The sequence below is a fragment of the Sneathiella sp. genome, from assembly GCF_041689005.1.
In the GTDB taxonomy this organism is placed as follows: domain Bacteria; phylum Pseudomonadota; class Alphaproteobacteria; order Sneathiellales; family Sneathiellaceae; genus Sneathiella.
In genome coordinates this window covers 15,040-35,299 of sequence record NZ_JBDNHC010000071.1, presented here as the reverse complement: position 1 = coordinate 35,299, position 20,260 = coordinate 15,040, and the positions used below count along the sequence as shown (strand labels likewise).

General features: G+C 51.1%; 19 protein-coding genes, 1 tRNA gene and 1 pseudogene. 10 read left to right on the top strand and 11 right to left on the bottom strand.

From position 1 onward, the window contains the following. Nucleotides 1–51 precede the first annotated feature (51 nt). The 6 genes and pseudogenes from ACESNI_RS08520 (at nt 52) to ACESNI_RS08495 (ending at nt 5,471) form a co-directional block, all read left to right on the top strand. Nucleotides 52–141 (top strand) — tRNA-Ser (locus tag ACESNI_RS08520). 387 nt (nt 142–528) lie between these two features. After that, nucleotides 529–825 carry a hypothetical protein gene (locus tag ACESNI_RS08515; RefSeq protein WP_373086115.1) on the top strand — a complete coding sequence of 99 codons (297 nt, stop codon included), beginning with the start codon at nt 529–531 and terminating at the stop codon, nt 823–825. 173 nt (nt 826–998) lie between these two features. Then, nucleotides 999–1,535: pseudogene (locus ACESNI_RS08510) on the top strand (cupredoxin domain-containing protein). A gap of 79 nt (nt 1,536–1,614) precedes the next feature. Continuing rightward, nucleotides 1,615–3,333 (top strand): copper resistance system multicopper oxidase, encoded by a 1,719-nt coding sequence (locus ACESNI_RS08505; RefSeq protein ID WP_373086117.1) that lies wholly within the window; start codon nt 1,615–1,617, stop codon nt 3,331–3,333. After that, nucleotides 3,330–4,055 carry a copper resistance protein B gene (locus tag ACESNI_RS08500; RefSeq protein ID WP_373086114.1) on the top strand — a complete coding sequence of 242 codons (726 nt, stop codon included), beginning with the start codon at nt 3,330–3,332 and terminating at the stop codon, nt 4,053–4,055. Before ACESNI_RS08505 ends, ACESNI_RS08500 begins: the two co-directional genes overlap by 4 nt. An 84-nt stretch (nt 4,056–4,139) precedes the next feature. Beyond that, entirely contained in the window at nt 4,140–5,471 is a 1,332-nt protein-coding gene (locus ACESNI_RS08495; protein ID WP_373086113.1) for an APC family permease, read from the top strand. 165 nt (nt 5,472–5,636) lie between these two features. Here ACESNI_RS08495 and ACESNI_RS08490 read toward each other — a convergent pair whose 3' ends face one another. From ACESNI_RS08490 to ACESNI_RS08440, 11 genes are all read right to left on the bottom strand, one after another. Further along, a complete protein-coding gene (locus ACESNI_RS08490; protein ID WP_373086112.1) occupies nt 5,637–6,341 on the bottom strand; it encodes a tyrosine-type recombinase/integrase in 705 nt (234 codons plus the stop codon). Nucleotides 6,342–6,446: 105 nt separating this feature from the next. Next, the gene (locus tag ACESNI_RS08485) at nt 6,447–7,586 is read right to left on the bottom strand and encodes a rhodanese-like domain-containing protein (protein WP_373086111.1); all 1,140 of its coding nucleotides are present in this window, start codon (nt 7,584–7,586) and stop codon (nt 6,447–6,449) included. A 3-nt stretch (nt 7,587–7,589) separates the two neighbouring features. Beyond that, nucleotides 7,590–8,729: a hypothetical protein gene (locus ACESNI_RS08480; RefSeq protein ID WP_373086110.1), complete on the bottom strand. Its 1,140-nt coding sequence runs from the start codon at nt 8,727–8,729 to the stop codon at nt 7,590–7,592. 13 nt (nt 8,730–8,742) lie between these two features. Then, nucleotides 8,743–9,435, bottom strand: a complete 693-nt coding sequence (locus tag ACESNI_RS08475; protein ID WP_373086109.1) for a VWA domain-containing protein — start codon at nt 9,433–9,435, stop codon at nt 8,743–8,745. Between the two features lie 2 nt (nt 9,436–9,437). Then, nucleotides 9,438–10,886 (bottom strand): PrsW family intramembrane metalloprotease, encoded by a 1,449-nt coding sequence (locus ACESNI_RS08470; RefSeq protein ID WP_373086108.1) that lies wholly within the window; start codon nt 10,884–10,886, stop codon nt 9,438–9,440. A 2-nt stretch (nt 10,887–10,888) separates the two neighbouring features. After that, nucleotides 10,889–11,722, bottom strand: a complete 834-nt coding sequence (locus tag ACESNI_RS08465; RefSeq protein ID WP_373086107.1) for a PP2C family serine/threonine-protein phosphatase — start codon at nt 11,720–11,722, stop codon at nt 10,889–10,891. After that, nucleotides 11,719–13,071 (bottom strand): hypothetical protein, encoded by a 1,353-nt coding sequence (locus ACESNI_RS08460; protein ID WP_373086106.1) that lies wholly within the window; start codon nt 13,069–13,071, stop codon nt 11,719–11,721. The genes ACESNI_RS08465 and ACESNI_RS08460 overlap by 4 nt, the downstream gene beginning before the upstream one ends. Nucleotides 13,072–13,440: 369 nt before the next feature. Next, entirely contained in the window at nt 13,441–14,541 is a 1,101-nt protein-coding gene (locus ACESNI_RS08455) for a succinylglutamate desuccinylase/aspartoacylase family protein (protein ID WP_373086105.1), read from the bottom strand. Beyond that, complete coding sequence (rimK, locus tag ACESNI_RS08450; protein WP_373086104.1) at nt 14,477–15,406, bottom strand: 30S ribosomal protein S6--L-glutamate ligase; 930 nt, start codon at nt 15,404–15,406, stop codon at nt 14,477–14,479. Before rimK ends, ACESNI_RS08455 begins: the two co-directional genes overlap by 65 nt. A gap of 29 nt (nt 15,407–15,435) precedes the next feature. Beyond that, nucleotides 15,436–15,897, bottom strand: a complete 462-nt coding sequence (locus ACESNI_RS08445) for an ATP-dependent zinc protease (protein ID WP_373086103.1) — start codon at nt 15,895–15,897, stop codon at nt 15,436–15,438. Then, complete coding sequence (locus ACESNI_RS08440) at nt 15,890–16,270, bottom strand: hypothetical protein (protein WP_373086102.1); 381 nt, start codon at nt 16,268–16,270, stop codon at nt 15,890–15,892. Before ACESNI_RS08440 ends, ACESNI_RS08445 begins: the two co-directional genes overlap by 8 nt. A gap of 258 nt (nt 16,271–16,528) precedes the next feature. Between ACESNI_RS08440 and ACESNI_RS08435 the strand changes: the two genes are divergently transcribed. The 4 genes from ACESNI_RS08435 to ACESNI_RS08420 all read left to right on the top strand — a co-directional run bounded on the left by ACESNI_RS08435 (nt 16,529) and on the right by ACESNI_RS08420 (nt 20,208). Continuing rightward, the gene (locus ACESNI_RS08435; RefSeq protein ID WP_373086101.1) at nt 16,529–17,368 is read left to right on the top strand and encodes a hypothetical protein; all 840 of its coding nucleotides are present in this window, start codon (nt 16,529–16,531) and stop codon (nt 17,366–17,368) included. Then, on the top strand, nt 17,361–18,221 hold the full coding sequence (locus tag ACESNI_RS08430; RefSeq protein ID WP_373086100.1) for a magnesium transporter MgtE N-terminal domain-containing protein: 861 nt from the start codon (nt 17,361–17,363) through the stop codon (nt 18,219–18,221). Before ACESNI_RS08435 ends, ACESNI_RS08430 begins: the two co-directional genes overlap by 8 nt. Then, on the top strand, nt 18,211–19,518 hold the full coding sequence (mgtE, locus tag ACESNI_RS08425) for a magnesium transporter (protein ID WP_373086099.1): 1,308 nt from the start codon (nt 18,211–18,213) through the stop codon (nt 19,516–19,518). Before ACESNI_RS08430 ends, mgtE begins: the two co-directional genes overlap by 11 nt. 123 nt (nt 19,519–19,641) lie before the next feature. Continuing rightward, nucleotides 19,642–20,208, top strand: a complete 567-nt coding sequence (locus ACESNI_RS08420; RefSeq protein ID WP_373086098.1) for a hypothetical protein — start codon at nt 19,642–19,644, stop codon at nt 20,206–20,208. Nucleotides 20,209–20,260: the final 52 nt, after the last annotated feature.

Here is a 20,260-nt window from a genome sequence, read left to right as displayed (position 1 = left end):
CGCAATCGATCCGGTTGAGGCGCAGTCCGGCATCCGGACCCGCCCACCCGCGGAGGGTTGGCAGAGCGGTTGAATGCACTGGTCTTGAAAACCAGCAAGGGTGCAAGCCCTTCCGGGGTTCGAATCCCCGACCCTCCGCCACTAATATTAAAAACTAATAAAAAACAATAAGATAATTCTTTTCTTGTCTGATCAGTCTCCCAATCGGGCCCCCAAATATTTGGTGAAATAATTTCTATCTGATACGTTTATGCGGTTTAGAGACATCTGGGCCATCGATTGGCATCGTTAACTAAAAGGAAAGTGAAAAATAATTCATTTCACTAATAATGAGAGAATGTGCGTCGCGAGGTCAATCTGCCCTGATCTCCTCAGAGAATAACAATACTAGGTTCCTGTTACCGGTTGAATCGGTTATCCGCTAAGTATATAAAGAATTCCGATATTCTGATTTTTCTTGTCTGTGAGCAACTTTTGAAAACAGCGCGGCGAAAATTAAACTGGCTTAGAAAAAGTGCGAGCATTTTCATGGCTCTTGCTTTTGCGCTTAATATTTTTGCGGTCATCCCTGCTGCCGAAAGTCATGAAAAAGGCGAGAATGTCTCTCATTATGTGATCTCGGCGATGGGCGATTTCTCCAAGGCCCCGGCGAAGTCGTACCATAATCATGTAGAGAAATGCGGCGTTGCTTCCTGTGCAATTGGCTTGCCAGCTTACTTCTCCGTTACGACAACGGCATTCGGGACGAAAACCCCGTTTAATACAATTGCCGCTCATGCGACATTGCGGCACCTCACGCCACTGGACCGCCCCCCAAAAAATTAGTTCCGATTTAAGGCAGTTAACAGTCACGGAGCGTTGCCGTGTTTGTATTCCTTTGCCTCACCCAATTCTCAATATTGAAAATCAAACCTGTCTCCAAGCCGGACGTCTTTGGCCCGTGCACTGTATGCGGAGACTTGATTAGGAACTAAACAATGAAGATTAAGCGTACATTTATGTCCGGTGTTGCCGGCGTAACCCTCACAACTGTTTTGGCCTTAAGCTCCGCGATAGCGTTGGCGTCCGGTAGTCATGATGGCGGTCACGATAACAATTCAGCCGTCGGCGCGTCTGGTAATGCGGCGGACGTCACCAGAACCATCGAAGTCAAGATGCATGACAACTATTACGAGCCGGAAAGTATTTCCGTTAAAGAGGGGGAAACAGTTCGCTTCAAGATCGTCAATACGGGCGAACTTGTCCATGAATTCAATATCGGCACCGCATAAATGCACGCCGAGCATCAGGAAGAAATGATGATGATGATGGAGCATGGCGTGCTGGAAGCCGACAAGATCAACCGCGATATGATGAAGATGGATATGGGAAATGGCAAAACCATGGAACATAACGATCCGAACAGTGCGCTGTTGGAGCCCAAGGAATCAGCCGAAATTATCTGGAAATTCGCAGATGCCGCCAAGCTGGAATTCGCCTGCAACGTTCCCGGCCATTACGCCTCCGGCATGATGGGCGAAGTTCATTTTGAATAACATATCCGCGCAGCCTTCACCGGCTGCGCGATTTCACGTTTTAGAAACAGTTAGGAACAGCAAAATGAAAAAATCATTTATGCGAACCCTGCAGGTCGGCATTTTGCTCGCCGCGGGTACTCTCATCATTCCGACCTTGAGCGTCGCGGGAACCTATGACCTGACGGTCGACAGGGTTCTTATCGATACCGGTAACTTCACGAAACAGGGGATCGGGTATAATGGTAAATCGCCGGGACCCGTCCTCCGGTTCAAGGAGGGTGAAGACGTCACGATCAATGTGACGAACAATCTCGATGTCTCAACGTCAGTTCACTGGCACGGAATGATCCTTCCCTTCCAGATGGACGGGGTGCCAAAAATCAGTTACCCCGGGATCGAACCCGGCGAGACCTTTACCTACAAGTTTCCGATCAACCAGTCCGGAACCTTCTGGTTCCATAGTCATTCCGGTTTTCAGGAACCGGACGGCGCCTATGGATCGATTGTCATTGAGCCCAAAAACCGCGATCCATTCCGCTTTGACAAGGACTACGTTGTTCAGTTTACCGACACGCATCCGCATTCGGGAAAGCGAATTTTGCGCAACCTGAAAATGGCGGCGGATTACTACAATCGAAAACAGCAAACACTGGGTGATTTCTTTGCCGACGTCAGTAAGAACGGCCTGAGCGCGACCGTCTCAAATCGGATGGCTTGGGGCGACATGCGGATGATGCCGACGGATATCGAGGATGTGCAAGGGTTTACTCCCCTCATTAACGGCAAAGGGCCGGTGCAGAACTGGACCGGGCTTTTCACGCCCAAGGAACGCATTCGCCTGCGGTTCATCAATTCTTCCGCCATGACCTATTTTGATGTGCGTATTCCCGGTCTTAAAATGACCGTCGTTGCCGCTGATGGAAACAACGTGCAGCCCGTCACCGTGGATGAGCTTCGCTTGGGGGTTGCCGAGACATATGACGTGATTGTAAGGCCAATGGATGACAAGGCTTACACCATTTTCGGGGCGAGCATGGGACGCACGGCCTACGCAAGGGCGACGCTTGCGCCGCGTGACGGAATGGTGGCAGACATCCCCGAAATGACTGAAAGCCCCCTCCTCACCATGGCGGATATGGGCATGGATCATGGCGACATGGAGGGCATGGATCATTCGACCATGAAGGGAATGGACAAGGGCGACATGAAGAGCATGGACCATTCGACTATGAAAGGAATGGATAAGGGCGGCATGAAGGGTATGGACCACTCAAATATGAAGAGCATGGGAAAGGAAGAAGATAATTTTTACACAAATGGCAGCGGCCTTGTGCCTGACGCGGCAAATGGCGGGAAGTTCCTGTCTTACGCTGACCTGAAGGCACAGAAACCGCTCTTTGCGGATCGGGAGGCGACACGGGAAATCGAGCTACGCCTGACCGGGAATATGGAGCGCTATATCTGGTCTATCAATGGCGTGAAATATGAGGACGCGGAGCCGATTGTACTTCAGTATGGCGAGCGGGTCCGATTTAAGTTCGTGAATGAAACCATGATGACCCACCCCATGCATCTGCATGGGATGTGGAGCATTCTTGACGTTGGTGCGGGCAAATGGAACCCGGCGAAGCATACCATCAGCGTCGCGCCCGGAACCACCGTTTATTCTGAAACCGAGGTTGATGTACCCGGCCAATGGGCGTTTCATTGTCACCTGTCCTACCATATGGATGCCGGGATGTTCCGAAAAGTAGTTGTCGAGGGCGGTCCCAAGACAGCCAGCATAGATTTGCCGGAAAAGGGAGCAATGCAATGAGACTCAAATTGAAAACCTTATATAAAGCCACGCTTGCCCTTTTAGCCCTTTCACCGGCAACTGGTTACGCGGGCGATACGGCGAATGTCTATTATGGGATCAAACTGGAAGAGCTTGAGTATCGCATCAGTGACACCGGCGATGATCTTTTCGTCTGGGACGGCAACGGGTATGTCGGGACGGATGAGCTTAAACTTCGCTGGGATGGCGATGCTGAGTATGACCTGAACGCACATGAATTTGGAAGTCTCTCAAACCAATTATCTCTGGCAACACCCATCTCGGATTTCTGGGATATCAAGGGAGGCGTCAGATATACCAGTCCGGAAGGCCCCGATCGTTGGTATGCCGCAGTCGGGCTTTATGGTCTGGCACCGCAATGGTTCGAGGTTGATACGAATTTCTATATCAGTGAAAAGGGAAAGGCGTCTGCGGATCTTGATGTGCAGTACCAGGTTCTGCTCACCAACTACCTGATCCTAACGCCATCGGCAAAAATCGATGCGGCGTTTTCAAGTGATCCTGAAATTGGTGTAGGTTCGGGTGTTAATGGCGTGGAATTGGGTCTCAGGCTTAGTTACGATGTTCTGGATCGCGCCATTTCACCGTATATCGGTGTTGTTTACGAACGAAAATTCGGCCAGACTGCAAATTTCCTGCAAAGCGAAGGGGAAGATCCTGCGGCCTGGAATTTTGTTATCGGGACGAAATTGATGTTCTAGTTAGACGTAAAGGCTCAACGGGAGGGGATTATCAATGCTTCCTCCCCGTTTGGCGCGGGATTCCAGCCATAAATTAGTGAGGCCATGATGACAGATCATTCAAAGCATAGCCGATCACAGCAATACAAGAAAAACAGCCTGACACTCATTGGTGCTGTTTCCATGGGAACCGGCGTGATGATTGGCGCAGGTATCCTTGCCCTCACAGGGCAGATTGCGGAGTTGGCGGGCTCCCTGTTCCCGCTAGCGTTTCTTGCTGCGGCAGTCGTGACAGCTTTCAGTGCATACTCTTATATTAAACTATCGAATGCATTTCCGTCAGCGGGCGGCATCGGCATGTTCCTGCAGAAGGCTTATGGCCGGGGAACGGTGACGGCCGGTGGGGCGTTACTGATGTATTTTTCGATGGTCATCAACGAAAGCCTGGTCGCTCGTACTTTCGGATCCTACACCATGCAATTATTCAATGCTGAATCTGCCGGTTGGGCGGTGACTGCGCTGGCGGTTGGTGTGCTGGTATTCGCCTTTTTGATTAACATTTCAGGTAATCGGCTTATTGGCGGATTTTCATTGTTTATGGCTTTTCTAAAAATCGGCGGCATCCTCGTCTTTGCGACGGGTGGTTTGTGGCTTTCAGGTATCTCCTTTGAAAGCGTTATACCAAAATCTGCTCCCAATACATCGATTGCAGGGTTTCTTGCGGCAATGGCGCTGGCCATTCTGGCGTTTAAGGGATTTACGACCATTACCAACAGCGGATCGGAAATTATAGATCCCCACAAGAATGTCGGACGGGCGATCATAATTTCGATATTAGTCTGCATCGTCATCTATTTACTGGTCGCACTCGCGGTCGCTGGAAATCTCACATTATCCGAGATTATTGAGGCCAAGGATTTCGCGCTGGCACGGGCGTCGCGGCCAGCCTTTGGGGAGTATGGGTTATGGTTCACGGTCGGACTGGCGATTGTCGCGACGATATCCGGGCTGATTGCCAGCGTGTTTGCCGTATCGAGGATGCTTGCCATGCTCACTGACATGAAACTGGTACCGCATAGCCATTTTGGCATGCCGGGGGATATCCAGAAACATACGCTGGTCTATACTGTCGTGATTGCCATTTTCCTGACCATATTTTTCGATTTGAGCCGTATCGCGTCGCTCGGGGCCATCTTTTATATTCTTATGGACATTGGCATCCACTGGGGCGTATTCCGCCATTTACGCAAAGAGATCGATGCCAATGGCTTTATTGTCCTTACCGCAATTGTTTTCGATATTGTCATACTCTCGGCCTTCCTGTTTGTGAAGGTCTCGACGGACATGACAGTCATCTACGCATCGCTAATAGGGATTACGGTAATTTTTGTTGGCGAAAAGTTATTTTTGCGGTGGCAGGACGGTGATGAGAATTAGGGGTATTTTCCAATAAAAGCGGCCTGAAGCTTTCAGTAGATCACGTGGATTTAATCAGTATTCAGCGTTGAAGTTGATCGTGATCAATGCAGTTTTTTCTGTCTTGCGTATCGTTCTCGCTTCTCCAGATTAGATAAGGAATAGAATATCGCTATGAAAAAATACTCACGTTATCTGCAATTTCACTTGCTCTCGGCGCCCTCGCCCTTTCTCCCGCGTCTGCGCATGCAAATATGCAAGGCGGGATAAGGAACCTGAGAGCCAGAGCGGATACGCCGCATTCTTTGAAAGTTCCTCCATGAATGCAGGAACTTCCGTATAGGGCATTGCCGGATGGTGTTTAACTGTTCTTACTCTGGAAGGTTTCACCAACAGCATATCCAAATGACCCCACCATCTTGCAGGATTAGTCCCGGCCCGGTACTTATGGACCGTCGTGAAGTCGAGAATATTTTCCACCCGTGCCCGGACGCGCTTGGCGGTCTCGGTCTTGGTTGTCCAGATCGGCGAGAGAATTTCCAGTATGTCTTTTGTCTCGATAGCATCCACCGATTTTGAGCGGATCACAGGTTTTGCATAGGTCTTTAGGGTGCTGACCCACTGGCGGGCATGTTTGGCATTTTTCCAGCCGTGCCGATGGGAGCGGATAAACCGGGCAGCGCAGCTCGTAAAGGTGGGTATGGCTTCCAGTTCAACCCGCCGGGCTGCTATGGGGTCAATCTTCTCAACAATCTGTTGACGGTACTCAGAAGCCTTTGTACGAGCGCCTGCAAGGCCAACGTCTGGATAGCTCCCTAGGCCCATTTCCCGTCGCTTACCGTTGAGTGTGTAGCGCAGCACCCATTTCCTTGAGCCTGCTTTCGAAACCACAAGGCGCATCCTCCGCCATCTTCATATTAACCGAAACCAGCCGTTGCTACTTTGCACGGCGTGAGCCTATGAATTGCCATGTCATACCCTGTTAAAAGCATACATTTAACGAGGGGGGGGCGTCGGCGCCATGGGTAGTCCGGCGGCACTCCATGAAGCCAGACCTCCACGATACCAGTAAAGATTGGTGTAGCCAGCGGCATGGGCGCGAAGCACCGCGTTATAAGATTCCCAGCATTCTGCCCCGGCGCAAAAGAAAATAATTGGTTTGGATGTGTTCCCGCGAAATAATGCCTTCAGGGATGCAGAAAAATCCCGTTGATCATTATCGTTGAAGTTGCCGCCATATCCACCCGACGGTAGATAGGCAGCATTCTTGATTGTAGAGCCATGTGCATTTGCCAATACATCAATTAGCTGAATTGACGTATCTCGCGTTATCAAGTCCTGGACTTCATAAGTTGTCACGCGCCGCCCTACAGGAATTGACATAGGTGTCGGGCTTCCAACGTTACTTTCTAATGTCGATTTAGCGGCCACGCCTCTGTCCAGCAATTCGCCAGCATAGCCCACGTTATTGGTGGGTGTATTTATAACTACAGGATCATTGGTACCGGAGGGTGTGGGATCGTCCCCTCCTCCGAACCCATCATGCAGACCAACAACAATCACCCCAAAGACACCAAGTGCCGCAATCGCGTATTTTCGATTCACCGTAAACCCACCGATTTTGATGGTATTTACCACTTTCTGCGTGGCTTTTCTTTTCTGGCTGTTTGTTGAAGCGTTTCGGGAGGAAGCATTGCTCATCTGTCCTCCAGTTTCCGATTGCACTGGTTGCGAAAGGCCGGCCCAATTGTCGCCCCCAGCTTGCGAAGGCTTTTGGGCGGCTGACGGAGGCGCTTCATAAACCGATGGCAAGGGGCCGAGACCCAGAGAATAGGCGAACGCTCGTACAATTTGCCGGGCAATATCAATACGAAGTCCGGTTCCAGCTTCCAGGCGGCCAACCTGGCGGTCCATTTCAAGGCCCGAAAGGTGACGTTCTGTAGTGGCGAGCGCTGAGGGAACACCCTCATCCACCGCAGAACTGACAACCCGCATTTCTCTCTTGGCTTCAGGCAGATGGTCAGCTAGCAAGGATATCAACCGCCGACGGTCGTTGAAGATATCCTCGCCGAAACGCTCCACAAGCGTCTTCAGAACCTCTGCCAGCGAGTCATAAATAGGTGTATTTTCAGTCATTTCCTATTGTATCCGGCCACATCCTGACGCTCGTTCACAATTACCATCCATTACGCACATGGTCGACCCGCGTAATTGAACATCCTGTCCGGTTGAGCCCATAAATGCGACACAAATGCTTCCAAAGCCCATATTATCCTGCTGCCACACCGGTATCAGGGCACGTACTGGCACACCGTTATTATTGAACGGTAACATATACCCACTGCCCAGACTATCTGGACGGTTTGTGTTATAGTCAACACCGGGACGCCAGATACCGAGCAGCCCTTCTCCACCGTCCCAGCTACCGGCAGGCAGCATGACCATGGCCGGCGACTGTCCGGCCTGTGTTGTCATCGTGAAGCTGATGCCGAGACTACCATTTTGTAACTGCTGCACCTGCAGGGTTGGCAATTGCCCATTCGGCGGTTGTAGTAAGGGTAATGTCTGTTGGGGGACCGGCTGAGGCCCTGGTTGAGGGACCGGCTGCGGTCCGGGTTGTGGCATTGGCTGCGGTCCGGGTTGTGGCATCGGCTGCGGTCCGGGCTGCGGTATCGGCTGCGGTGCAGGTTGTGGCGCAGGTTGGGGACCTGGTTGTTGCCCTCCCCCCTGTTGCTGCGAGAAGTACAATACTGCAACCAGAGCAATCACAGCACCCGCAATTACGCGCTTATCCTTCCAAATGGGAGGCTTTTCCTCCTCTTCATCGTCATCATCATCTTCTTCTTCTTCATACTGATCACCAGCTGTATGGCCAGGTTGAGCCGACTGTGGTTGCTGATATTGTGGGGTTGCGGGTGTGCCTACAACCACAGAATCTCCCGCCCATCCATCTCCCGCCGGGGATGTTCCAACAGCTGACAAAGAGCCAATTCGACGGGCAACGTTTAAGGCGGCGGCAACAACACCCGCCGATAATTTCTCTTTTACTGCAATCTCGTTCTTTATTTGCTCAGCTTCATTACTGCTGTCGGTAGCATTCTCGATACGGCCAGCTGCATTCATTTCAAGCGCCGCTCCCAATGCCTTTATTTCTGCATGCAGATCCGGGGCCTGACTACTGAGGCGAGGCACAAACAAGGCAGGAGATTGAATGAAACCGTCGCCTTGTTGTTGGCGGCATTGGTCTACAAGTGTGAATAAGCGGTCTTCAACAGACATGACTGTTCCTTTTTTACCAGATAATATCGCTTGCAACCGCCTGATCTTGGTCGATTTCTTGTACGAAGGCCATGAGAGGATCGGGTGAGTTCGTTGGCGATGACGCAGCTTTGACGGGGGCGGTTGTCGCCCATTTGATGTATTTTACAAGGTCGGTTGCATTGTTGGCCTTAAGTGGTTTTAATTCCGGATGACGAATGAAACGGCCAAGCATTTCATTGTCGGCATCTGATCCGATGGCAACGGCCAGGCGGATCGCCGACATGGTATGATCGGCAGCAAAGAAAGCTTCAAATCCGGCTTCAAAATCATCCGTTGGATATCCATCGGATGCCAGGACAACAACCGGAGGGAGCTGCCGTCCCGGCATTGCATCCGCAGTCAGCCGGGCCGCCAGAAGATGTAGCGCGTCTCCCATATGGGTCTCACCCTCCGCCGTCAGGTCCGTCCATTGAACTTTTTCTACTGGTTCCGGTGCTTCTATTTGCCATTCAGCGGTGGAAGCGAACCGCAAGACGCTCATCCTGACATCCACCTCAGGGTTTTCTGCAGCGACATTTCTCAGTTCGGGCAAGGCGGTGCGCATCGCATAGTTAAGGGACGCGATACGATCGCCTTGCATGGAACCCGAGCAATCGATCGCCAGCAGGATTTGAAGTTGCCGGCGCGCTATTGCTGAGGGATCGAGGGGAAGCCTTTTGGCCATAACTATCCTTGCCCCACGACAGTTCCAACCAGATCACCACCGAAATTAATCACAACACCGGGTGCCAGACGGATATTTTGGTTAACCTCGATCATTTGCTTGCTGCCGTCGCGTAGCGTTGCAGACCATGCACTACTTCCACTGTTCCGAAGACCGATAACATTGGCCCGGCTGGGGTGAGGTACGACAGCGCCGGTAACACCAGCACCGCGTCCACCGAGCGCGGGTTCGCCTCCCAAGTCAATGGTGCTGTCAGCCCGGAGGGGAATTTGCAGTCCGTCAATATCGAGCGCCAGCATTTCCGACTTGGCAGTAGCTGCAGAAGGAGGCGGAGCTGCTGCTGCGGGAGCCGCTTGTGCCGCCGGTGGCGGTGTAGGGGCTGCGGCTGCTCGCTGTGGTGGCTTGTCGTCACTCCCCACGACAATGGATCCAAAACTTTCAGCAGTTCGCCCTGAATCTTTTGCGTCAATATGACGGGCCTTCAGAATTGCAGCAACCAGCCCGACAGCGGAAACACCTGCAATAACATAGCTTAATATCGGCGAGATAATGGGAACACTATTCCACAATGCATGGATCGTTGCTCCGGAGAGCCAGCCGATTGCGAGTATCTTCCACATCTGCTTGGGTCGAATGACAGCAAGGCCGACAAAATATCCGACAATCCCGGCATAGGCCATATGGCCTACGAGGGAGCCAAGGACCCGGGGCATGAGAAGTAGCAACCCGCCGGCCATACCCAGCGACAGATCACCGGTTTCCTTCGCGATGTCCTGAACCATATTGGGAACATATTGAGTGCCGGTTTCAATGAATGTGAAAGCACCGCCCGCGAAAATACCCATCAGGGCACCGTCCAACGGCCCCCGAACATGAATAATTTTCCAGAACATATTATTTTTCAGGCTCGGCTGGGTTTCTGCTTTCATTGCCCACCATGCCCCGAACAGGATCGGCGTGGCCTTTAACAGTTCTTCCATCAGGCCCGCGCCAAAAAACATTCCGATAAATGTCATGATGAAATTTGCATTCGGGCCCGAGCCGATGTTGCCCGGAAGAATTGTCCGGAAAACAAAGAAATAGGGCGTGATCAGAGGAGTCATCATGATCACGCAAACAGCAGCAAACGGGTACATATACGTCCAGATGGGTCGCGAAGTTCTTGAATAGAAGAAAATCATCAGCTGGAACATCATGACCATAAAGAAGCAAACGATCAGGTTGACTGTAACCAGAGCGCCGAACCGTTGCTGAGAATCTGGATTTCCCAGAACCCCTCCCATCGCGGCAAACAGAAACGGCACGCCAATAGCGAGCAGTATCGTGAGCAAAAAAAGTGGGCTTTTAAATATTTTTATATTTTTGGAGCGAAATGGAACCAGTTCTGAAAAACTTGCTTCGTCATGATCACGAGGCACCGTCGGCATAACAGGCTTCTTTTTCTTGGCCATAATTATTCTTTTTCCTTTCTAAGCAAGTTACTTCCTGGACGGATGGCAATACATATTGTGCTGTCGTCCCCACTGCCGTTGCCGGAGACTTCTTCCAGCCACGCAGGAAGTGCTTCTATTGTTTCTTCCCAATTGTCGTGCGCGAGTAGGCGTAAGTGTCGTACAGCCTCTTCGAAACCAGTATTGTCACGGAACGATTTGGCCACCCCGTCGGTTGCAAGAAGCATAAAGTCAGGCCAGCGATGATCATTCTGGTTCCACATCGTGGCTATCCGGAAATACTGGCCGGCATCCTCTTGGCAGAGTGAAAAGGTTTCTTCTCCCTGCAACCCGTCATCGTCAGGTAGTGGCCGTTCGACGCTGCCATCAGCATAGCCGAGCAATAAGTCTCCATCTCCAATTTGAAGTAGAATTGCAATGTTTTCATTCGCCGCCGCCGTAATCAGTGTCGCGCCGTAAGGCGTAAACGCCGAGTGACTCGAAAATTGCGCGTCCTCTTCATCAAGGGGGTTGGCCTCAATATCGGCGATCACCGCCGCCCGCCAATGGGCGACAATTTCCCCCGCCAGAGTACTCTCCGATTCATCGTCTTCCTGCGTGTCCAGATGCCAGGCAAGAATATCTGCGGCCCCTTGTGTCGCTAATCTGGCACCAGTCGATGAGCGAAAATGTGGCGCGGATCCATGGCCGTCGGAGACTGCAGCAACAATACGGATCCCATTCCCTGTAGCGGGCAGGTATTCAACCGCATCCTGGTTAGGACGACCTGAACGAATATGTGCCGCTCCGCGCACGGACGCCCCCGCTATCTTCCAGTCTGAGCTGCAAATATTCACGAAACAGACTCCAACAGATTGATTTTCGATATTTTCCCAACAGCTTTGCCAAACTCAATCGCGGTTCCGGGGGCGATACGAACGGCCTGTCCAGAGGGCACAATATGTGATGTCCCCTCGGGCAGTGATACCCGCCACGGGGCGTCTGTCATATTGCGAAGGCCGATCAGACCGGCACGAGTGGGGTGGGCCTCAACCTTTGCCGCGATGGTGGTGGAGCTATCAGTGCTATCAAGTTGTCCAGCGCGGATCTCTTGCCCAACATCCAACGTAATGACGTGGTTGCCCAGGCATAAAACAGGTGAAAGTTCCAGGACTTCCCCGCAGCTAAGGCATTCCGCCGGGGCAAAGGACTGATCTTTCTCTATTGATATGACATGCTCGAAACTGCACTCATGACATGTGTGAATAGCGTCCGGAATGGTTTTCAAAATATTCATCCATTCCGTTTCAAGCACCCGCAAGGTTGGGTCACGAAGCCCGTCCGTAAACGAGCGGATGAATAGCTGACGCAAGGCTTGCGGCAGGCTTTGCCAACGTGCAACGATCCAGTCATGCACACCATCTACCGGGCCGTTTTCATCTCTGTCCGGATCAAACACAAATACCGGGTTGGTGCCATAGAGAGACATTTCAGAATCAGCATTCAAGACGCTAATTTCATTTTCTCTGCGGCCGTCGAGCGGATGCCAGCCAAAAATCGTGTAAAAGAACAGTACAGCCATTGAAAATAGATCGGTGCGACTGTTGGGCAGGGATTCTCGGCGAACAACTTCCGGCGCCATAAATTTGCGGGTGCCATAAATACTTGCGTCGGCGCCATCAATATTCACATTGTCATTATCACAGATCAGAATGCGCGCTGTATCCGGATTAACAAATATATTGCCAAAATTGATGTCCTGATAACAGAATCCGCTGGCGTGAAGCTCGAAAAAACTATGGGCCAGTTGCTGGCATAGACGAATTCTATTGGCAAGAGTAAGCTCAAGCCGATTTGGCGGAAGCGCGATCAGGTCGCGAATGCCTCTAAAATCAGCTTTCCGCAATAACATAATATAGCCAAAACTACGATTTCCCTGAACCTCTACAAGATCAAGAGGCCAAAGAAAATCATTCGTCGGGGCGCCGCGCCTTACACCGCGTTCCAGTCGCAACCTTAAACCTGTATCAATTTCGGTATAATGCTGATGATACCATTTCAAGGCAAAGGGCAGGCCATCAACGATCACATGGTAGACCTCACCCTGTCCACCAGCCCCGAGCAATTCCCCGAAACGTCCTTGCCTGCCGTTAAGCGTCGCGAAGGACTGCCCTGACATTGTTGACCCCACCGCAGATTCTTTCAAACTGCGTCTCCCCCTCTGAATTTTTTAGGTGCCTCGATATTATCAACGCCACCTTCACTTTGATAATATATTCATAGGAAGACATATATGGCAAATCCAATGATTGTAATATTAAAAATATTTCGCGGGAAACCACTAACAATCAATGGCTTAATACATGGATATTGATCACTCACAGGTAGTAAATGAAACTATACGACTAAATCCAACGCCTGATATTAATGTTGAAGTTAGTACGCAAACTAACAATTTGTAGTTAAATGCAAACGGACTGTACTGACACGGAAAACTGGCACAGGATTAATCAATACTTGGGTATCTCCGCTGCCCTCCGTCATTTGTTTTAAGGATATATAATCTTTGATCAGGTCACAGATCGTCATACTCAAAGATCGGATTGCTCTCAATTTCGCCTTCAATGGCCTCAATCGACGCGTCGGACGCGGCGGCCTCGGACAAAAAGGCGATATGAAACAGAGCATCGCCTTGATTGACCAAGGGAATTGTTGCCGCGCAGATGATCAAGCCGTCTTTGGTCGCCAGTACTTCGGTTTCCCGATCGCCGAAGGGATCAGAAATCAAGCCGAGTATGTCGCCCTCGCGAACATAGTCGCCGATATCATGTCGCGTCCGCAATAACCCACCATCCGTTGCCCGCAACCAGACACTTTTGGTCGCGACAGGTGTCTTTCTGATTTTCTTGTTGCCCGACTTAACGGTACTCTTCGCAACCATGTTCATGTGCCGCAGGACTTTCAGAACACCGGTGACGCCCACACGCACAGCGAATTCATTGAACCGCAGCGCCTCGCCCGCTTCGAAAACCACGACAGGAATGCCGAGCTGGCTGGCTGCGGCCCGCAAAGAACCCTCCCGCAGTGATGCGTTCAGGATAACGGGTGGTTCAAATGCCTCAGCCAGCTTGCGTGCCTCCTTGTCTTTAAGGTCTACACGGGCCTGCGGCAGGTTATTGCGTTGTATTGCCGCAGTGTGCAAATCAATGCCGCAATCGCATCGCTGAACCACGTGGGTGAGAAAAAGATGAGCAAGGCGCGATGCCAGCGAACCATTTACGTTTCCGGGAAACGACCGATTGAGATCACGACGATCCGGCAAATAGCGACTATGGCCGATAAAGCCAAAAGAGTTGACGATTGGCACCAACAATAATGTGCCCGATATACGGCGCAGTGCCGCAAGTCGACCGAGCCTACGAATAATTTCAACACCGAGAACCTCATCACCGTGAATTGCCGCACTGACAAAAATTGTCGGTCCGTCGCGCTTTCCATGAATGACCTGGACAGATAATGTTGCCGGCGTGTGATCCGACATCATACTCAGAGGAATATCAACAATCCGTCGCTGACCGGCGGGGATCGTTTTGCCCGCCAATTCAAATGGTTCACGCACTCTTCGGGCCCTTCCTGATTTTGCTGCCTTTTGTACGGGTGCGGCCAGCTTTGGCATTTTTCTCAATAAATTCTATTATTTTTGACGCAACGTCAATTCCGGTCGCCTTTTCAATGCCCTCAAGTCCCGGCGACGAATTCACTTCCATGACGACAGGGCCTGTGTTTGACCGTAACATATCGACGCCACAGACGTTCAGTCCCATCGCGTTGGCTGACTTTAAGGCCGTTGATCGTTCTTCTGCCGTGATTTTGACGGCCTCCGCCGAACCGCCACGATGTAAATTCGACCGGAAATCTCCCTCCGCCCCCCGGCGGATCATAGCGGCCACAACTTTTTCACCGACAATAATACACCTTAAATCTTCGCCATTGGCTTCTTTCACAAATTGTTGGACCAAGATGTTGGTATCAGTCCCGCCGAAGGCTTGAATAATGCTCTCCGCTGATTTGGTCGTCTCTGCCAAGACAACACCAATCCCTTGCGTTCCCTCCAACAGCTTGATGATAACGGGGGCGCCGCCAGCAAGATTGAGAACCTCTGTCGCGTCCGAGGTGCGATGAGCGAAAACGGTGACCGGCAGACCTATGTTTTCGCGGGACAGCAACTGCATGCTCCGCAGTTTATCGCGAGAACGCGAAATGCCAACCGACTCGTTGACCGGATAAACGCCCATCATTTCAAATTGTCTGAGAACGGCAGTACCGAAAAAAGTGACCGAGGCCCCGATGCGGGGAATAACTGCATCATAGCCTTTCAAAGACTCACCTTTGTAATGAATTTCGGGATCGCCGGGAGCGATATCGATATAACAGCGCAAATGATTAATGACATCGATTTGATGGCCTCGTGCTTCAGCCGCTTCGATTAAACGTTTATGTGAATAAAGATCGGCATTTCGGCAAAGCAGAGCGATTTTCATAAAACTCACCTTTCGATAGGGACTCTGGATTAAACGTTTGAAAAATTGCGGCCGGAGATGAACGACCGGTTTGGATCAATCAAGAAGCGGCTCTTTAAGGCCTGACGTCCCAACAGCAGGCGAAAGCCCATGGGGGCACGGTCCGCTAGCGTCAATTCAATTGGCCATGTTACACATCCGAGGCGCGCCTCGACTTCGATGACGTAACGATTATGACGGTGTCCGGTAGAACTTGTCACTTCACGCTCGTCACAAATTTCCGCTATACATTTAACGGCCGGCTTCTGTCGCCTTTGCAATGGATAGAGCATAAACGAAACATGGGGCGCTCCACGCTCCGTAAAGGTCTGAATATCGACGGCATGAACTGCCGATGTCCGGGCTCCACTATCTATCTTGGCCTTGACGGCCTCGTCCAGCAGTCCTGGAAAAGTGACCCACTCGCGCCATCCGACAATAATTTTACCATTGGCTGATTTAACTTTAACCACCCGACGTGTCCTGATCTGGAGTCCCGGATTGATCGACAGCCTCATCCTCAAACCCACCGAGATTTTCGCCCGCAAGCGTATCTTCAAGGGTTGCTATACTTGCTTCGTTCAAGCGTCGATAGCTGGAAAAAGTGCGCTGGTTTACGACAACAAAATAGGTCCCGAGATCAATCAGGATATGCCCGGTTTCATACAAACCGCGCCGAATAGTCTCGATTTGTTCAGGCCATAATCGCCTCTGGTTCACAATTCGGCACATCAATTTCATGGAAATGCGATACCGACCCCGCGGCTTTCCACCGAATGAATGATCGTAAAGTGACACCAGACGATCGACAACATCGGCATTTGAATAATCCAGACTACCTGCCACTGAAAACCTCTCCCGATCATCTCAATTTGCTGTTCAAATTCTGTAGTTAGAATAAACATAAATTGACAAATAGCAAAAAATATATTCACTATAAACATATAATTATTATCTATTTGATAAAATGATTATGAAAAATGGACTTTAAATTGAAGTCCATCGCTTACCAAGTGGCTGCTGCAGAAATGCCGGAAATAGCTAACACCATTACCCGTGATCTCGAACCTGACCGCCCGCCCCCCTCTAAAGGAGGATAAGTATATGGAAGATGCATCAATTTGGCTTGCGAACGTCAAGTCTGCAAGCATGGAGTTGCTGAGTGATCTGATCGCTGCCTTGCCTGGACTTTTAGGGGCTGTCGTTTTGCTGGTCGTGGGCTGCTTAATTGCCCGGGTTCTGCGTGCGACGGCTATAAGGATGAGTGATGGTTTAAATCGCCTGCTTGAAACAGTAATGCCGACAGGTCGGCTCGCCAGCTTTCGTTTGTCTCCAAGACTGGCCCGGATGATTGGAAATGTGGTTTATTGGTTGACCATCATCTTTGCCATTACACTTGCTGCCGATGTTGCAGATTTTGACACTGTCTCCTCCTGGCTGGCGGTCATTTTTGGATATTTACCGCGTGTCCTCGGCGGTGTGCTTATTATTATAGTCGGCTACCTTCTCGCTGCCACTGTTCGTGATATTGTCGCGACAGCCTTGTCCTCCATGGCCGTAAGTCAGGGTGAATTGATTGGTGCTTTTGCGCAATGGGCTATTCTCCTGACAGCGGGAATTATTGCCATCGAGCAGATTGGCATCGATGTGACATTCCTGATCGTCATTATTGCTATCTTTATGGCGGCCATAATGGGCGGAATAGCGATTGCATTCGGTTTGGGTGCGCGCCCGCTGGCGGCCAATCTGATAGGTGCCCGTTACCTGCAACAACAATATTCGACTGGTCAGATACTGGCCATTGGTGATGCGGAAGGTGAAATTCTGGAATTTACCGCGACAGGGGTGATCCTGGAAACACCCGAGGGCAGATCGACGGTGCCGGGCGAAACGTATTTTCGTACAAAAATTACGCTGAAAGGGGAGGATCTTGTTGATGGCTAATGCCCTTCCCTTAAGTGTTGCCTTCATCGAGCGCAACCCCAACGCTGCGGCGCGGGTTCTGGAAAATTTATCGACAGATGATGCGACTGCCCTGATCAACGTGTTGCCGGGCTATGCAAGTGCTCTGGCTTTGGGGCGCATGACACCTTTTGCCGCTGCGCAATGTGTCATACAACTCAATACAGATCGGATCGCCCTTATCTTGCGGACCATGTCGTTCCTGGATGCGGCGAGTATTTTGCGGGTAATGAGTGATGAAAACCGCAACGCTGTGTTGGAGGCCTTACCGGAAGATCTGGCGAGGGACTTTAAAAAATCGCTCAGCCATCCGCGCGGTTCTGTCGGCGCCTGGATGGATCAACGCATATCACCCTTGCCGCAATCGCGTACGGTTGCGGAGGCTCTAAAATATGCAAAACAGAAATCGCGTCCTGAAGGAGATGAAATATTTGTTGTTGATGAGGCACATCGGTTCGTTGGCGTCGTTCGGATTTCGCGGCTCGTCCAAAATGACAGCAAGGCGGTATTGCAGGACCTGATTAAAACCGGGACACCAACTGTGTCCAACCGGGCCACGCTGGCATCTGTGATTGATTCACCCCTGTGGGATGATCACGCAAATCTTGCGGTTGTTGGTCGTAAGGGTAATTTCCTTGGCACGTTGTCACATCGTCTCGCCCGGCAGGGCATCGTCGCTGCGCACCGACACTCCGCTGGCGTTAAGTCAGAGTCACTCCTCGCCCATCTCATCGGCGGATGTTTTATCGCTTTTATCGGGTTGCTCGGTTTGATTTTAAACTCAGCCGATATTCAAGGCCCTAAAACAGATCTGGAGGCTCGCCATGACGGGTAATATTGACGCCGCTATTGAGCCGCTGGAGCGCCGCTTCCTGCTGGACCATCCGTGGGATGCCGCACGTCTTCTTGAATCCCTGCCCGTTGACGAAGCCGTGATTGCGCTAACGCGGCAACGCGTTGAAGTCCTCGTTCCGGTCTGGCGGCGGTTAATGACACCGATCGCCACACGATTACTCGGCAAGCTTCCAGACCAGCGGGCGACAGAACTGTTGTCCGAACTCTTACCCAATGAAGCCGCCCTCCTTCTTGCCTCCCTGTCTGAATCCGATCGTGACAGGTATTTGTCACAAATGGATAGCAAGATTTCGTCTGACCTTAAAACGCTGATGAGCTATCCGGAAAATAGTGCCGGACGGCTGATGAACCCCGTCGATGCGACCTTTCGAATGACGACAACAGCATCGGAGGCCATCAACCAATTGCGGGAGCTTAAAACGAGGAACGCCCGAAGCCTGTTTCTGGTCGATGAGGAAAATCGCCTTACCGAAAAGGTTTCTATCCAGGATATCGCCATTGCCGATGCGGATGACCGGCTGCAAGACCTGGCTCAGCCGGTAACTGCCTACGTCAATCCGCTCTCATCGCAGGACGAAGTCGTCGAGTTGCTTGAGCGGGATCGGTTAGCCGACCTCCCTGTCGTCGATCTGAAGGGTGTATTGATAGGCGTAATACAGCACGCTGCCCTGGTTGAGACCATTCAGTCAGATGCCACTGCGGACATGCAGACAATGGTTGGCGCCAGCAAGGATGAGCGGGCGTTATCAAAACCGCTTTTTGCCGTGCGCCGCCGGTTGCCCTGGTTGCAAATTAATCTGCTGACAGCGTTTATGGCCGCTGCTGTCGTCGGTTTGTTTGAAAATACAATCGCCCAATTTACGGCTCTGGCGGTTCTGCTTCCCGTCGTCGCCGGTCAATCAGGTAACGCCGGAGCTCAGGCCCTGGCGGTGACCATGCGCGGTTTGGCCTTGCGTGAGATTTCGACGCGCCAAGGTGTTCAGGTTATGTTTAAGGAATTAAGCGTAGGTTTAGTAAATGGATTGGCTGTGGCGGTGACCTGCGGTATTGGCGTGTTTTTCTGGAGTGGGTCATTGGGTCTGGTTTTGGTCATAATGCTGTCCATGGTCCTGGCAATGGTCGCCGCGGGCTTTGCCGGGGCTGTTGTCCCGATTGTCTTGACCAAACTGGGTCAGGATCCGGCTGTCGCCTCATCAATTGTTTTGACAACGGTCACTGACATCGCCGGGTTCTTTTCCTTTCTCGGCATAGCGACCTTGTTATCCTCAATGCTTTGACTGGGAAACTATCGGAAACAGTAATCTGCGGTTTTGGTGGCTTAGGCGTCACAAAAAATGTATAGACTGGGTCAGAGAATACGCTACTCCTATAATTTACTTTTAGTAATGACCGCCTGATTCATGAAAAATTCCGCCGTAAAGCCCTCGAAACAGATTTTAATAAAGTTTCTGCTTTTGCTGGTCTTACTGGGTGGATATTTTGCCTATTTGACCTATGAGTTCGATCTGTTGACGGGCGGTGTGTCCTCCCTGCTCACCTGGAGTTTTTTTGTTCTCTGCACACCCGTCGCCGATGCCGGTTTCCTCCTTGATTTTCCGCTGCGCCTGTTGTTCGGGATCCGCATGGTCTTCTCGGAACTTGTCGTCTGGGCAATTGCGATAACGGCGAACGCTCTGGCGCTTAAATATGGCGCCGTCTATTATGACACCACCCTTATTACCCAAATCCTGCACCAAATTCTCATTAACCCCTACCCCTACTGGGGAGTTATTTTCCTATCAGCAATTGGTACTTTTCTGTCCATACGTTTCGGTGATGAATTGATGGATGTCCTTCACCATCACGACCGGGCCTTCTTCCATTCGCATAAATTCAAGCATGAGCTACTTCTTGCTGGTTTTTTCCTGGTCGCGATCTTTGCCTATTATGAATTAATCAAATCACTGGAACTCTCCGGTAAGTTTTAGGACTTGGCCGTTGCATTGAATATTCATTTCCTCTAATTTGATGCATCACGGG

Excerpts from the sequence above, each read along its gene's own strand:
- ACESNI_RS08515 (WP_373086115.1), top strand. The coding sequence starts at position 529 with ATGGCTCTTGCTTTTGCGCTTAATATTTTTGCGGTCATCCCTGCTGCC.
- ACESNI_RS08505 (WP_373086117.1), top strand. The coding sequence starts at position 1,615 with ATGCGAACCCTGCAGGTCGGCATTTTGCTCGCCGCGGGTACTCTCATC.
- ACESNI_RS08500 (WP_373086114.1), top strand. The coding sequence starts at position 3,330 with ATGAGACTCAAATTGAAAACCTTATATAAAGCCACGCTTGCCCTTTTA.
- ACESNI_RS08495 (WP_373086113.1), top strand. The coding sequence starts at position 4,140 with ATGATGACAGATCATTCAAAGCATAGCCGATCACAGCAATACAAGAAA.
- ACESNI_RS08485 (WP_373086111.1), bottom strand. The coding sequence starts at position 7,586 with ATGACTGAAAATACACCTATTTATGACTCGCTGGCAGAGGTTCTGAAG.
- ACESNI_RS08480 (WP_373086110.1), bottom strand. The coding sequence starts at position 8,729 with ATGTCTGTTGAAGACCGCTTATTCACACTTGTAGACCAATGCCGCCAA.
- ACESNI_RS08475 (WP_373086109.1), bottom strand. The coding sequence starts at position 9,435 with ATGGCCAAAAGGCTTCCCCTCGATCCCTCAGCAATAGCGCGCCGGCAA.
- ACESNI_RS08470 (WP_373086108.1), bottom strand. The coding sequence starts at position 10,886 with ATGGCCAAGAAAAAGAAGCCTGTTATGCCGACGGTGCCTCGTGATCAT.
- ACESNI_RS08455 (WP_373086105.1), bottom strand. The coding sequence starts at position 14,541 with ATGCCAAAGCTGGCCGCACCCGTACAAAAGGCAGCAAAATCAGGAAGG.
- rimK (WP_373086104.1), bottom strand. The coding sequence starts at position 15,406 with ATGAAAATCGCTCTGCTTTGCCGAAATGCCGATCTTTATTCACATAAA.
- ACESNI_RS08435 (WP_373086101.1), top strand. The coding sequence starts at position 16,529 with ATGGAAGATGCATCAATTTGGCTTGCGAACGTCAAGTCTGCAAGCATG.
- ACESNI_RS08430 (WP_373086100.1), top strand. The coding sequence starts at position 17,361 with ATGGCTAATGCCCTTCCCTTAAGTGTTGCCTTCATCGAGCGCAACCCC.
- mgtE (WP_373086099.1), top strand. The coding sequence starts at position 18,211 with ATGACGGGTAATATTGACGCCGCTATTGAGCCGCTGGAGCGCCGCTTC.
- ACESNI_RS08420 (WP_373086098.1), top strand. The coding sequence starts at position 19,642 with ATGAAAAATTCCGCCGTAAAGCCCTCGAAACAGATTTTAATAAAGTTT.